The sequence below is a fragment of the Tatumella saanichensis genome, from assembly GCF_000439375.1.
In the GTDB taxonomy this organism is placed as follows: Bacteria; Pseudomonadota; Gammaproteobacteria; order Enterobacterales; family Enterobacteriaceae; genus Tatumella; species Tatumella saanichensis.
Genome location: NZ_ATMI01000038.1, coordinates 1 through 14,425, shown reverse-complemented (window position 1 = coordinate 14,425; position 14,425 = coordinate 1). Strand labels below are relative to the sequence as shown.

The 14,425-nt window shown below is 47.9% G+C and carries 11 protein-coding genes; all 11 read right to left on the bottom strand.

Translation table 11 applies throughout. The annotated features are described in order from the left end of the window. A partial coding sequence (locus tag DW47_RS0110725) for an ImcF-related family protein (RefSeq protein WP_420911402.1) occupies window positions 1-1,931 on the bottom strand: 1,931 nt, incomplete at its 3' end. Next, on the bottom strand, window positions 1,882-3,039 hold the full coding sequence (locus tag DW47_RS0110720) for a hypothetical protein (protein ID WP_152473166.1): 1,158 nt from the start codon (window positions 3,037-3,039) through the stop codon (window positions 1,882-1,884). The genes DW47_RS0110720 and DW47_RS0110725, both read right to left, overlap by 50 nt. Before the next feature lie 60 nt (window positions 3,040-3,099). Next, window positions 3,100-4,008: a DUF4123 domain-containing protein gene (locus DW47_RS0110715; RefSeq protein WP_029686423.1), complete on the bottom strand. Its 909-nt coding sequence runs from the start codon at window positions 4,006-4,008 to the stop codon at window positions 3,100-3,102. A 271-nt stretch (window positions 4,009-4,279) separates the two neighbouring features. Next, window positions 4,280-5,236 (bottom strand): putative type VI secretion system effector, encoded by a 957-nt coding sequence (locus DW47_RS0110710; protein WP_029686422.1) that lies wholly within the window; start codon window positions 5,234-5,236, stop codon window positions 4,280-4,282. After that, entirely contained in the window at window positions 5,233-5,448 is a 216-nt protein-coding gene (locus tag DW47_RS17390; protein ID WP_152473165.1) for a hypothetical protein, read from the bottom strand. The genes DW47_RS0110710 and DW47_RS17390 overlap by 4 nt, the downstream gene beginning before the upstream one ends. A 78-nt stretch (window positions 5,449-5,526) precedes the next feature. Next, window positions 5,527-6,483 (bottom strand): putative type VI secretion system effector, encoded by a 957-nt coding sequence (locus DW47_RS0110700; protein ID WP_029686421.1) that lies wholly within the window; start codon window positions 6,481-6,483, stop codon window positions 5,527-5,529. 223 nt (window positions 6,484-6,706) lie between these two features. Then, window positions 6,707-7,666 carry a putative type VI secretion system effector gene (locus DW47_RS0110690; RefSeq protein ID WP_029686420.1) on the bottom strand — a complete coding sequence of 320 codons (960 nt, stop codon included), beginning with the start codon at window positions 7,664-7,666 and terminating at the stop codon, window positions 6,707-6,709. A gap of 290 nt (window positions 7,667-7,956) precedes the next feature. After that, on the bottom strand, window positions 7,957-8,913 hold the full coding sequence (locus DW47_RS0110680; protein ID WP_029686419.1) for a putative type VI secretion system effector: 957 nt from the start codon (window positions 8,911-8,913) through the stop codon (window positions 7,957-7,959). After that, window positions 8,910-11,678 carry a T6SS effector BTH_I2691 family protein gene (locus tag DW47_RS0110675; RefSeq protein WP_029686418.1) on the bottom strand — a complete coding sequence of 923 codons (2,769 nt, stop codon included), beginning with the start codon at window positions 11,676-11,678 and terminating at the stop codon, window positions 8,910-8,912. The genes DW47_RS0110680 and DW47_RS0110675 overlap by 4 nt, the downstream gene beginning before the upstream one ends. 46 nt (window positions 11,679-11,724) lie before the next feature. Next, complete coding sequence (locus DW47_RS0110670; protein WP_029686417.1) at window positions 11,725-11,991, bottom strand: PAAR domain-containing protein; 267 nt, start codon at window positions 11,989-11,991, stop codon at window positions 11,725-11,727. A gap of 16 nt (window positions 11,992-12,007) precedes the next feature. Further along, entirely contained in the window at window positions 12,008-14,380 is a 2,373-nt protein-coding gene (locus DW47_RS0110665; RefSeq protein ID WP_029686416.1) for a type VI secretion system Vgr family protein, read from the bottom strand. Window positions 14,381-14,425 lie beyond the last annotated feature (45 nt).

The following is a 14,425-nucleotide window of genomic DNA, read 5'->3' as shown; positions in this document are numbered from 1 at the left end:
GTAAACATGCCCGGCACCACTGCCTCAGTGCTGAACAGTTGCCGTGCATCGGTACCGCTGGTCATGTCCTCCAGGGACACATCGGCGAAATTACGGCGCACGGATTTGAGCATATTCTGGTACAGGCTGCTTTCCGCATTACGCCGACCAATTTGCTGCAGCAGTACCTGACGACTCTGGCTGAGCAGTTGTTCATCAGGCGTTATTTTCCATTGCGGCTGCTCAGGCAGTTGAGTGATATAGAATGCCCATAAATCCGCCGCCAGGCTTTGCCATAAACCGTCGGAGATACCCACCCGCGTCGGCTGCACGGTTTTCATCGTCTGGGCATAGAACGCGCCGTCGACGTTATCAGGACGGGCCATCATCAGCCAAGCTTTCAACTGGTCGTAGCCCGGTTTCGAAAGCGCCGCACGCTGGTCGCTATTGGGAGCTGAGTTTGCCAGCGCACTGAGTTTCTGTACCAGCGCCGCATTAGCTGAGTCGCGGATCAGACGGTTATTGGCGACACCGTACCAAGGCAGCATTGCATCGAGCAACTGCTGGTTATGGTTTAGACCGAAGCGCTGATATAACGGTGCCCCGTTGTTAATACGTTGCAGTAGACGACCGGCGTCATTTCGCAGGGCATACAGCGCCGTCAGTTGTTCATCCGAGACCGAGGGATTTCCCACCAGGGCATGCGCTTGCTGTGCCACAGAGATAATCTGTGAGCGGTTGACCGCGAAAGATAGCAACATGCCCGCTCCCCAGACGCCGAGCATAGCCAGCAGCGTCCAATTAAGGGTCTGTTGCCAAGGTATCCCTACACGACGGCCATATACCTGAGTACAATCATCAACGATACCCTGCCAGGTTGGAGACAGGGTTAGTGCATGGCGGTGTGATTGCGGAGTATATGTCTCAACGTTAGCCATTTCCTCTGGCATAGGCTGGCTGTCCGGCAAGCTAAACATCAAGCCACGCAGTGGAACACGTTGCTGTGACGCAAAGAGCCAGGGTTCCAGTTGCTGAACCCAGCGGGCGATACCCCCCTCTTTTAGGTGCTTGCTTAGACGTAGCAGGAAGTCGTGGCCATTATTGTGAGCGACCTGGCTCATCCCTTGCGTTCGCAGGGCCGGCAGTATCTGCTCGAGTTGGCGGCTAATATCATCTGGTTGAGCGCGCAGTGAGAAATTGGCCCCTACCGTCTGTTGGTCGCGTTTTGCCTGCGACCACTGACTGTCGCACAATTGCCACAACCACACCGGAGCGGAATACCGCAGCAGTTCACTGATTTTTTCCAGTCCGCGTAAATCCTTATCGCTGATTTGTGGGGTCAGGTACTGACCTGCGCTCATTACACGAATAATTCCATCAATCGGACGCCCGCGACGCAGTGTACGCAACGCGGTATATTTTTCCTTATCGGGCTCAACAGTCAGGCTGCCGCCGTAAATCAGAACGGTACGCTGACCTTCAAGCCACTGGTTATCCTGCAGGCCAGGTACCAGCTGTTCGATGGCCGCCTCATCACCAGTGACCAGCAAAAGACGAACTTTTTTTCGCCAAAAAGGACCATAGCGACTGTATAAATGAGCGCTTATAGGCTCCTTCTTTATGGATTTTTTAGGGTTGTTCAGAACATTAGTCGCGCCGCCCACGTTGCTATTATTATTCTGAAAGCGTGACTCTCTTTTGTGAAACCACACACCAAAATTTACTAATAGCAGAAATATGGAAAATAAAAACATGGATAAGAACCAAAGATTCACTTTTTCTTTAATAGTAATCCAACCTAAGGAAGTTCCATAGTGATAACATACGATAAAGGCCAGCATGCCAAATATAATGAGACATGAGGCAAGTCCAGTGACTTTCCACTTTGTTGATGTACCCAATTTAATGCTCCCTGTAATCAAACTGTTTGAACACATTAAAGACATAATCATCGCCAACGCTGGCGACCATCAAAACTGGTTTATTGCTTTTTTCAGATATAAAAAGAGACAAGACAAAAAACAACCAAAAATTGGCATCACCTAATTCCCCCAAGAACAAATCTAGATGTTGCGTCTCATTTTCCCATCCAGCATCACTGGATGAGTACGAGCCTCTTATTAACTCCGAAAGACTTAGCGCTTCCTCAACACTCATATTGCTTAATAATATCTTTGTCGTTCTAAGTACATCCGACTGGTAGGTCACCATATGAATGAACTCTTGCTCAGCTAAATTTTTTTCACATTTCAACGTACGCAGTGCCGAACTATATGTTTTATTTTTCGATAGTTGTTCTTGATGTGTCACCAGAAAGATTGAAGCAAATTCTGTTGAGTTAGGACCGTAGCCATCAACACCCTCTACGTTTACAGAAATAATTACCGCTACTCGGTTAAGATCAACACCAGATAACACATCAAATGTTTCTTCGGAAAAATCATCCCAATGAGTATAGTTTTTCAAATATTCATCGGAAAAACCGACCGCATTCCAACACTCTTTAAATAACGAAAAAGAAATACTACTACTACCATAGGTGAATATGATATCGAAAACACATGATGCCTGCAGTCTTATAAGTTCCTCCCTAACAGACGCTAATAGTTCGTAAATAAGTTGATCTTCTGTATAAGCATCATTATTATATCCAGTAAATTTCACCCTTTGTTCTTTTAATATTTCAACAGGCTGAGACGAAGCTATTTTTAACAATGAAATCTCAGATGGCAAAAACAAAGTATAAGCAAAAACATTAAACTTATCGCTAGCCCATTCAGTCCATTTTTCTCTGGTTACCTCTTTGTCCTTTTCTCTTGATTCAAACTCTGACAAACACACACCATAGTAATACACCCTAACCGAAAGCGTCAGAAAGTAAGCAAGGAAAAATAAAAAACAAAGCAGAGACAACAAACCTAATAAATTATCATCGGTAGTGCCAATAATGTTAATTACACTCCAACCTATAACTAGAATAATAAAAAAACACAAGAAAGAAAAAATCCATCTTCTCCATTTTATCTCAGGAACTCTATCACCAGGAGGAATTATTTTCACAGGCCAGACCATATAGCGCTCCATGATTATTTATAGCACGCAAGCCTTCAATTAAAACAGTCAAATACTGCTTTCCGTTAAATACTTGGATTTAACATCCGAATAAGAGATTATTTTTTTACTACAATTTTTTGAAACTAATCTTTCAAACATCTCATCCAAGTAAAAAGGCTTTTGTGCGCAGATAACATCAAGCCCAAACTCAGTAACATCCTCCTCGGAAAAAGCGAATAAAGAATAGAAGTATCTTAATGCGGGGAATAAAAGAATGATTGCATCTGTCTCATTTATTTTATTGGAAAGATTCATTTTTCGGTAAATACGTAGGATTTTATTGATAACAACTAACCAGCTCATTTCGCACTTATTTAATTCCGTCAATCCAAGTGAGTAGTTTAATTTTTTCTTGTACTCGCCACCACCATTCATCACCTGGGCAACACCATCACCATCAATAAAAGACCAGGTATTAATATTTCTTAATAATTGTTGTTTTTGCCAATTATCTAGCACTGGCATTAACAGGCCAAACACAGAGGGATCAAAATAGCGCATTAATATTTCCTCACCTGTTGCAAGCGATTGCACAGCGGATAAGGCAATCTCTTCAGCTAGCTGCTCTCCAGTTAATTCTGTCGAGATCCAACCACATACGCTACGCCCCTCTCCTAAATCAAGGTTCTTAGTTTTAATCTCATTTAACGACTGGTTAATACTTTCATCCAATAATTTATTATCTATAACATTAACCACGCTGAGAGGAAAAAGCGAAAGCTGTAATGCACCATTAAGTTCTGGGTGATTAAAGCTAACCTTGTAAGATTTGCGATCTTTTAGTTTATCGTACAGTGTATTATTTTTCTGGTATTGCTTCAGAGTTGCATCTATCAGGAGGAAACAGTTGTCTTTTTTTCCAAAAGCAGAATTAGCGATTATTCCTTTAACATCATCAAATAGTTTATTATCCATGACTTAACCTTAAAATTCACCTGCGAAATCGTTTGAACTGAATGATGGTGAACCCATTAACTTGATTAGTTATTTCAGGGTTAGCCCATTCACTTTATGAAAACAAATAATTCCAAGATAACAACAACACACAAGGAGTGAATAAAAAGCTGATTTTATAAAGGCAGATACAATCGATAGAGTTCAGCACCAGTCTTTTTATTCCCACCAGTCAGTACTCCGCCTTAACCTCTGTGTAGCGAAGTCCCCCTCTAGCCTACTTAGTATTTAGCTAGTAATAAAACCACCATTCCAATGAATAAATAAATTTAGCACTAGGGGTAACAAATCTTTTTTCACCAACCGGATTTGGCCGCGTCCCACACTCTATTAAATGTTTTTCTCTATCTTTAGTTGTTTTATTGAGATTGACCATTTTAACGTTTTTCATCCCCAGTAAATTAAAGATTTCCTCAGCCAGTTTACAACATGTTGGCGCGTAGGCTTTATAAGCGAAAAAGGCAAGCGCTCCACTAAAAAGGAAAGCCAGTCCTAACATCATCATGAGGAAAACAAAATATTCCTTCCAAAAATCCAATTGCTCCCAGCCCTCCTCATTTAATGACTTAATGAGGCAGATACATGCAAACATAAATATGAGCATAGCTGTTAAAATAAACATATTTTTAATCCGCCAGAGCATATGCGCAATATGCCCCCTGTCACACTCCGGACATACAGAAACTATTCGCTCTTCCGGTAGCGCTATCGCATAGACCTCATAATGGTCATGCTGCCACTCGGCAATCATCTCCACATTATCTCCCGCCTGAAGTCGGGTTACCCCGACCCAGCCGCGGAATGGCTGACCATTAATCGTCCCCTGCACATATTCTGCCGAATCATTCGAAGATTCGCTTTCAGCCATCATTACAGCCCCGACGCCAGGACTTCCTGCAACTATCGCTCCAGCAGCAGCAGCTCCGCGCTGACCACCTGATAACTCCGGAAGAGTGCTGGTTCGATAGGCGTTGGGGCCGAAATACTCTCTGAAGCCCTCATAGCGAAAAGACTCCAGTTGCCCTGATATTTTCTCCAGAGGACCATAAGGCGGTAATACCGGCGGAGGGGGAAGCTCACGCACCCACGGTCTGCCGTTCATCACTTCAATCTCCTGCTTTGTACGCAGGTCTGCTAATTTCTCTGGCTCAACAAAACGGGAGCATATCTGCTGCTCTTCTGAATTCATAAGATATCCTTTATTGCAGCTTCCAGGGCTTTATTCTGATCTGCCACACTGCGGTTGAACGGTGCTGTGCCAAACACACATTTCTTACACCATATCTGAAGCTCATTGTCCGATACCCAGGCCACAACCACCTGCAACAACGTTATTGCCACCATCGCTTGCCAGGTCATTGAAATCGCGAAAACCCTGGCTCCAAAATGTGTATATGTCATTTTTTCTTAAATTAATTCAGCACCACTAACATTTGATTACTAAAAAAACTGGAGGTATAAGAATGCTTCACTGTCGACTCAGTAATAAAACCACCATTCCACTGAATAAATAAATTTAGCACTAGGGGAGACAAATCTTTTTTCATTATCCGGATTGGGCCGCGCCCCACACTCTATTAAATGTTTTTCTCTATCTTTAGTTGTTTTATTGAGATTGACCATTTTGACGTTTTTCATCCCCAGCAAATTAAAGATTTCCTCAGCCAATTTACAACATGTTGGCGCGTAGGCTTTATATGCAGAAAACGCAATTAACCCCGAGACTAAAGAAGACACCACGAGAGCCATTGTCAGAAAAAGATAAAACCTTTCAAATAAAGATGCTCCATTTGGATTTCCTTTTGTTAGAGAGATAAATACGCATATAGAAACAAAAGACAGCATTAATATTATGATTAGAATAAACATATTTTTAATCCGCCAGAGCATATGCGCAATATGCCCCATATCACATCTCGGGCATATCGAAACTATTCGCTCTTCCGGTAACGCTATCGCATAGACCTCATAATGGTCATTCTGCCACTCGGCAATCATCTCCACGTTATCTCCCGCTTTAAGTCGGGTTATCCCGACCCAGCCGCAGAATGGCTTACCATTAATTATTCCCCGCACATATTCCGCCGAACTGTTTGAAGACTCGCTTTCGGCCATAATGATAGCACCGACGCCAGGGCTCCCGGCAGCAATAGCTGCCGCTGCAGCTGCGCCACGCTGACCATCTGATAACTTCGGAAGAGTGCTGGTTCGATAGGCGTTGGGGCCGAAATACTCCCTGAATCTCTCATAGCGAAAAGACTCCAGTTGCCCTAATATTTTCTCCAGAGGACCATAAGGCGGTAATACCGGCGGAGGAGGAAGCTCCCGCGTCAACGACCAGCCGTTCATCACCTCAATTTCCTGCTTTGTACGCAGGCTTGCTAATTTCTCTGGCTCAACAAAACGGGAACATATCTGCTGCTCTTCTAAATTCATAAAATGTCCTTTATTGCAGCTTCTAGGGCTTTATTCTGGTCTGCCACACTGCGGTTAAACGGTGCCGCGCCAAACACACATTTCCTGCACCATATCTGAAGCTCATCATCTGACATCCAGGTCACAACCACCTGCAGCAGGCCGTTTATTCCCGCCAGCCAGCCAGTATTTCGCCTTACCCTTATCTGTAGCGAAGTACCCCTCCAGCCTACTTAGTATTTAGCTAGTAATAAAACCACCATTCATATGAATAAATAAATTTAGCACTAGGGGAGACAAATATTTTTTCATTATCCGGATTGGGCCGCGCCCCACAGGCTATTAAATGTTTTTCTCTATCTTTAGTTGTTTTATTGAGATTGACCGATTTAACGTTTTTCATTCCCAGTAAATTAAAGATTTCCTCAGCAAGTTTACAACATGTTGGCGCGTAGGCTTTATATGCAGAAAATGCAATTAATCCTGACACCCCTGCCCCTCCCAGCAATGCTATAAAATATAACCAATAGTACGTAGTTATAAATGGCTCAAGCCCCTTCCAGGTGCCATCAATCACTTCACTAAGAATCCCCGAGAAAAGCACCATAAAAAAAAGAATCCCCGTAAGGATAAACATATTTTTTATCCGCCAGAGCATATGCGCAATATGCCCCCTGTCACACTCCGGACATACAGAAACTATTCGCTCTTCCGGTAGCGCTATCGCATAGACCTCATAATGGTCATGCTGCCACTCGGCAATCATCTCCACATTATCTCCCGCCTGAAGTCGGGTTACCCCGACCCAGCCGCGGAATGGCTTACCATTAATCGTCCCCTGCACATATTCTGCCGAATCATTCGAAGATTCGCTTTCAGCCATTATTACAGCCCCGACGCCAGGACTTCCTGCAACTATCGCTCCAGCGCCAGCAGCTCCGCGCTGGCCAGCTGATAACTTCGGAAGAGTGCTGGTTCGATAGGCATTGGGGCCAAAATACTCCCTGAAGCCCTCATAGCGAAAAGACTCCAGTTGCCCTGATATTTTCTCCAGAGGACCATAGGGCGGTAATACCGGTGGAGGAGGAAGCTCACGCGCCCACGGCCTGCCGTTCATCACTTCAATCTCCTGCTTTGTACGCAGGTCTGCTAATTTCTCTGGCTCAACAAAACGGGAGCATATCTGCTGCTCTTCTGAATTCATAAGATATCCTTTATTGCGGCTTCCAGGGCTTTATTCTGGTCTGCCACACTGCGATTGAACGGCTCAGTTCCGAACACACATTTCCTGCACCATATCTGAAGCTCGTCGTCAGATATCCAGGTCACAACCACCTGCAGTAACGTTATAGCTACCATCGCTTGGCAGATCATTAAAATCGCGAAAACCCTGGCTCCAAAATGTGTACATGTCATTTTTTCTTAAATTAATTCAGCACCACTAACATTTTATTACTAAAAATACTGGAGGTATAAGAATGCTTCACTGTCGACTCAGTAATAAAACCACCATTCCACTGAATAAATAAATTTAGCACTAGGGGAGACAAATCTTTTCTCATTATCCGGATTGAGCCGCGCCCCACACGCTATCAAATGTTTTTCTCTATTTTTAGTTGTTTTATTGAGATTGACCATTTTAACGTTTTTCATACCCAGTAAATTAAAGATTTCCTCAGCCAGTTTACAGCACGTTGGCGCGTAGGCTTTATATGCAGAAAATGCAATTAATCCCGAGACTATAGAAGACACCACGAGAGCCATTGTCAGAAAAAGATAAAACCTGTCAAACAAAGAGGCTCCATTTGGATTTCCTTTTGAGAGAGAGATAAATATGCATATAGAAAAAAAAGACAGCATTAATATTATGATTAGAATAAACATATTTTTAATCCGCCAGAGCATATGCGCAATATGCCCCCTGTCACACTCCGGACATACAGAAACTATTCGCTCTTCCGGTAGCGCTATCGCATAGACCTCATAATGGTCATGCTGCCACTCGGCAATCATCTCCACATTATCTCCCGCCTGAAGTCGGGTTACCCCGACCCAGCCGCGGAATGGCTTACCATTAATCGTCCCCTGCACATATTCTGCCGAATCATTCGAAGATTCGCTTTCAGCCATTATTACAGCCCCGACGCCAGGACTTCCTGCAACTATCGCTCCAGCGCCAGCAGCTCCGCGCTGGCCAGCTGATAACTTCGGAAGAGTGCTGGTTCGATAGGCATTGGGGCCAAAATACTCCCTGAAGCCCTCATAGCGAAAAGACTCCAGTTGCCCTGATATTTTCTCCAGAGGACTATAAGGCGGTAATACCGGAGGAGGTGGGAGTTCACGCGTCCACGGCCTGCCGTTCATCACTTCAATCTCCTGCTTTGTACGCAGGTCTGCTAATTTCTCTGGCTCAACAAAACGGGAGCATATCTGCTGCTCTTCTGAATTCATAAGATATCCTTTATTGCAGCTTCCAGGGCTTTATTCTGATCTGCCACACTGCGGTTGAACGGCTCAGCTCCGAACACACATTTTCTGCACCATATCTGAAGCTCGTCGTCCGATATCCAGGCCACAACCACCTGCAACAACGTTATTGCCACCATCGCCTCCCAGGTCATCAGTACTGCAAGTATTCGGATCCCTAAAAACTCCCAGGCCAGAAAACCTGTAATTTTCCTGGCTCCTTTTTTAGCCATCGGTTTACTAAACTGTTCCAGCAGAAGACCAACTGATCTTGTGACAGCCAGTCCACCCACAAATGTTTTCAGTCCCAGAACACTCATCAGGCAAAAACGATTATTTTGAAGTTCATCTACTGCTGAAGCACCATCCGCATATACCGAAATCACTGAAGCCACTCCACCCGCTGCTGCCCCAATCCCCTTGACCCACGAAACTGTCAGCTGACGGGCTTCCAGACCCTTTTCTATTGCCGGTAAAATAACGGACGTGCCCTGACTCACCATCACCAGTCCGCTCGCCATCAGGCTCGACAGCGGCCTTTTCTCATCCCTGACCTGTCCGCACAGGTAGATAAAATCCATCGCGTTCAGCACTAGCAGCAGGCTGTTTATTCCCGCCAGCCGGTATTCTGCCCTGCCCTTATCTGTAGCAAAGTGCGCCTCCAGCTTGCTGCTTAGCGTCTGCTTTATCGCGGTGACTTCAGTCTGGCTCGCCATAAAGCGCCTGCTGCTGCGTATACCGGCCAGCACCGTCTGACGCAGCGCCGGCGCATCCTTCAGATAGTCATCCACTACCCCCTGAACAGTCTCTGACGGGATACCTGCCCTGACCATAAATACCAGCCGGAAGGCCGTGGTCGCCAGCTTTTCTCCGGCCTTATCCACCCGCAGAACGCGGCTTACCCTGTCTCCTACCGTGACGATAAAAGCATCCGTGTTGAAGAGCTGTACTTCCAGTTTACTGGCATTTTCCCGCAGCCCCTTAACCACGGTGGACATTGATTTCTGGTAGTATCCCTCCAGTTTTTTCATACTGTTGACCTGCTGCATCAGGGCTGCCATCACCGCAGCCGCCGTCTGCGGCGTCACATCTTCGTCTTTTCTCCCTTTCACCGTCCCCAGAAACGGCTCCAGTTCATTGATTAGCTGAGGATTATTCGCCGCCACGTGCCGCCAAAGCAGATTCTCTCGGTTTTTAGCACTGTACGCATTCCACCACCCGTCTATCTTCGCCGCGCCTGCCGGACAGCTGTTAACCCCGTTCAGGGCCATCCCTACCGCTGACTGGTAAAATAACCCTGCACGCTGTGCCATACAGTGGAAATCATCCAGCACGGCCAGCAGCAGCGGCGCGCTGAGCCAGTTCACCACGCTGACTATCCGCGCCTGAAAGAGCGCATTAACAGTGTTAACTAGGCTCGCATAGCAGGTATCAAAATTCGCCTGTCGGGTTGTGTTCAGCTTCTTCTCATAGGGCGCCCAGCTTTCCGCCCGCACGCCGCTGAAGTCCTGCGAAGGAGCAGGCAGATTTAACGCCAGCTCCTCATCCACCTGCGCCTGTATCGCCGCAACCCGTCGCCGGTGAGCCGCCAGCGGCTCGGGCGGACTCATCAGTACGCTTTCGGGGTACGATGCCGTCACGTTCTGCCTGTGCCAGCGCCTGACTAATCTGTCATCCGCCCTGATTTGCGCCAGTACGTCCGGCCTGTCCTGATACCGTTTTTCCAGTGCCTGCAGGCGCGATTCCAAATAGTCATCAGCTAGCATAGGACTGTCCATTCTTCGCCTGCGCATCTTGTCTTCAAGCGCCTGGGCATTGCTTTCCAGCAGCGTTCTGACAGCGTCGAGATTCGTTTTGGTCGTGAACTCCAGCTCCCGCTCCTGCAGAAACTGCGCCTGACGCCCCAGCACGTCCTGGCTCCAGCCGTTTAGCTCATGCACAACCCCCACAGGATCCCAAAGCGGAAGCAGCAGCGGCGTCATCCCCTCGCTTCGGGCTTGCATGGCCGCAACCGTAGCGGCAGCCCTGCCGCTGCGTTTTTTTGCCCAGGGATAGAGACTGGACTGCAGTTTCAGCACGTCGTTATTCACCCGCCACGGGTCATCAACCGCCGGATCCCAGAGTGACGATGCCCGGCTGACGCTTACCACCTTCACATCATCCGGGCCGGGCAGCAGGCCGGAAACTGAAGGCAGCTGATAGTCCAGCACCTGGTTCAGGCTAGCCTCGGTGACATCCGTTCCTGCTTTCGTGCGCTGACCTCTCGCCACCGAAGGCATCACTTTCTGCATTCTCTCACTGCGGTCTTTCGGCGTTGTGCGATACCGGTCGAGCGTTTCCTGCTCCCACGGATACTGACTGAACGCAAACCACAGGTTGCCGCATTTCTCCGGGGATTCAATGCTCATGAACTCAACGTTTTGCGCAATATGCTCGCCCGTTACGCACAGCGCCTTATCCACCGGTGCCGGATTAGACGCCACCTGCTGCAGCCATAGCGAGCCGTCCGGCGCCACGCTGTAGCACTGCCAGTAATTCGTACCCTGTTTTCCTTTTTCATAGAAAACGTAAAGGTAGCCCTGACGCAGGGCCCGGAGGGTATATTTTTCGTTATTCGCAAGCGTTATTCCGGTGACAAGCGGATCATTTGCCCACCCAGGTAAACTGGTCTTGATATTCTCCGGCACAACGGCATAGCGTACGGGCAGTACGGTCAGACCCTTCGTTGTGCATAACCCCTGGCATGCCATATTCACGTCCTTTTGTTTATTAAGCCTGCAGATGAAACCGATTTAATTAGTCGGTGAAATAATGTGAGCCTGCGAACACCTTGTGGCTGGCACACCGGCAGAGCACAGGGTCCTGATCCTGTACCAGAAGCATGCCATTACTGACCATGCCCACGGCACTGGCCTGGATAGGAAATGTGCCTTTACAGACAGTACAGGTGGCTTTATCGTTATTTTGTGCAACCTGCTTTCCTTCACTGAAATAATTCGCCGTTGCTGAGACTATTTTTCCGTTACTTGTTTTGTCTCCCAGGACAGCCAATTTTCTAGTCATTCTTTTTCCCCTACACTTAGCCAAGTGTCACCACAGCACCCTGTTGTTGAGCAGCAGAAATAACCCCGGGTTTACAACCAGAAGATAATGCAACAGACGAATCTAACGCTGCAGCAGACTGTTGCTGAACGGCAATACATTTCAACGTGACGTTTTTGCCTGTACCTACTTCAACCCCTGCATCACTCAAACGGATAAAGGAACCACCACAAACTAAAAGAACTTCTTTCTTCGCTGAGATCACAACGCTGCTGTCTGAACTGGCAATGGAAAGCTGTTTTTTTGCAAATAAATTCAGTTCGTCTGACTGAGCTTGAATATCAACCTTCCCCTCAGCGGCGAACATTTTTATCCCCAGCTTATGTGCAAATAAGCTCAAAATATCACCCACCGCCAGAGTGAATTTTTTTGCAATACTAAGGTCTGCGTTTTGACCTGCAGTAACGATGAGATTTTCTCCTGCAGAAACTTGTACGCTCGCTGGAGTGACTTGTGCAATTCCCGAAGAGGCTGACAAAAGTAGCGCTTGCTGCTTAAGGTCATTAAGCGTTTGATTCATCAAGACCGTTTGTTTCTCAAGATCCGCTAATTCTGCTTGAGCTGCTTGAGCTGCATGACAAAGTCCTGAAGTCACCTCTCGAGCAGCGTTTAGTTCCTGGAGCGCTGCCTGCATTTCACGCTGTAGTCCCTGCGCCCTATCCTGCCCGTCCGCCGAGATAAACAGCCCTTTCTGCGCCCGGATGGCACCCCAACTGTCGGTCCTGAGTTCAAAGCCCTCGCCGCGCTGCTGTTTCTCGCTGTCGACCAGATGCCCAAGATTTAGCTGACTCTTGCCGCCATATTCGGTCGAGACCTTGATATGCTCTTTGCCACGTTCATCATCGAGGCGGATTTTGTTGTTGGCCGGGGTGCGCAGCACGTTGCGTTTATAGTTGCGGATGGTGACGGGGTCGCCGTGGGCTGAGTCGTGAAGTACGCCAGAAATGTACGGTCTGTCCGGATTACCGTCCTCAAAGGCAATTGCTACCTCAGTACCGGCCAGTAGTGGCAGATGCAGGCCGTAGGTGTCACCCGCGTAGGGACGGGACTGGCGGACCCAGAGACTTTCAAAGCCCCTTTTCCAGTTGTCGCGGTCAAACAGCATGTTGACGCGATAGCGACCGTCTTTATCGATGTGCCCGTAGGGGTCATTCTCGGTGGTACTGGTGACGCGGGCCGGTAAGGTACCTGCCATCACCGGACGGTCGCCCGGGGTTGGGCGAAAACTAAAATTGCTGCTGTCGGGGATGGCGCCAAAGTGGACTTCAAAATCCCGGTCGCGGCGGGCAAAGCAGGTCATGGTGGTGATAACCACGCCTTTCCCCCACGTCTCTGTCACTTCAACTCCACCGGTTACCGTGAGCCCCCTTCCCGGCATCAACGTCGGGCAAGACGTAACGGCCCGCAACTGCGTCTGACCGTTCAGGTAACGTTCGTGTCGCAGGCGCGCGTAAAATACCCCAGACTCAACCGTTGGATTGGCATCATAGAGGTTACCCTGGGTCAGGTAGTTATCGGCGTAGTGATACGCCTCGCCATAGGTGGTCTCATCACCCCGCGACACATCCACCCGGGTGTCCATCTCTTCAAGGACTTGCCGATAGTTATAATCGCGCGTGCTGACCTGCTTCTGCACCACTCGGTGATGGCTGGTCATCCCCCAGACCGCATCGACACCTGTTGAATGCTGACCCGAGGGTGGCACCGACGGTAACGACAGCCCTTTTTCATAGCCCTGCTGGCTATCGAAAAACTCTACCACGTCAATGTGTAGGCGCAGGTCAGTGGTAAAACGGAACCAGATACCCACTTCGCCCAACAAGCGGCTAATAAAGTGCAGGTCGTCCTCTCCGTACTGCATCACCTGTTCGCGGCGCGGGTACTCTTTTGACAGCGAGAACAGAAAGTCTTGGCCACGTAGGTTGTGGCGCTCGCGCAGGATTTTTTCCACAATCTGTGGCACCGACATATCTTGGTAGATGGCGTTTTGCTGGCAACGGTCGAGTAACACTAGACGTGGTTGTAGGGTCAGGGCGTAGTGGGTCTCATCGTGGGAAGTCTTCAGGCGCTCAAAGCCGGTTACTATGCCTTGTAGGGTACGCACCGCCTGCTGCTTTTGGATACCAAAGCCCTGGTCCACCGGAGCCTGTAAGGTAAGTGAACCCGCTTTCATCAGCATCATTTCTTTGCTGATGGCATGGTCAACGCTTGTGAATTCAATGCGATAACTGAACGGCTTGCTTAAGGCCTCATCGCCCTCAAAGGCCAGCACATCCAATGTTGACGCACAGCCTTTCACCGACAGTAGATGGTGACTATGGCTGAAATGGATTGGTGAATGACTGCTCATACGCTCACTCCTTGTGTACGCTTATACTGCGCCCGATATCCTTTG

Coding starts and splice junctions, on each gene's coding strand:
- DW47_RS17390 (WP_152473165.1), bottom strand. CDS start 5,448: ATGACATATACACATTTTGGAGCCAGGGTTTTCGCGATTTCAATGACC.
- DW47_RS0110680 (WP_029686419.1), bottom strand. CDS start 8,913: ATGAATTCAGAAGAGCAGCAGATATGCTCCCGTTTTGTTGAGCCAGAG.
- DW47_RS0110675 (WP_029686418.1), bottom strand. CDS start 11,678: ATGGCATGCCAGGGGTTATGCACAACGAAGGGTCTGACCGTACTGCCC.
- DW47_RS0110715 (WP_029686423.1), bottom strand. CDS start 4,008: ATGGATAATAAACTATTTGATGATGTTAAAGGAATAATCGCTAATTCT.
- DW47_RS0110665 (WP_029686416.1), bottom strand. CDS start 14,380: ATGAGCAGTCATTCACCAATCCATTTCAGCCATAGTCACCATCTACTG.
- DW47_RS0110690 (WP_029686420.1), bottom strand. CDS start 7,666: ATGAATTCAGAAGAGCAGCAGATATGCTCCCGTTTTGTTGAGCCAGAG.
- DW47_RS0110710 (WP_029686422.1), bottom strand. CDS start 5,236: ATGAATTCAGAAGAGCAGCAGATATGCTCCCGTTTTGTTGAGCCAGAG.
- DW47_RS0110700 (WP_029686421.1), bottom strand. CDS start 6,483: ATGAATTTAGAAGAGCAGCAGATATGTTCCCGTTTTGTTGAGCCAGAG.
- DW47_RS0110670 (WP_029686417.1), bottom strand. CDS start 11,991: ATGACTAGAAAATTGGCTGTCCTGGGAGACAAAACAAGTAACGGAAAA.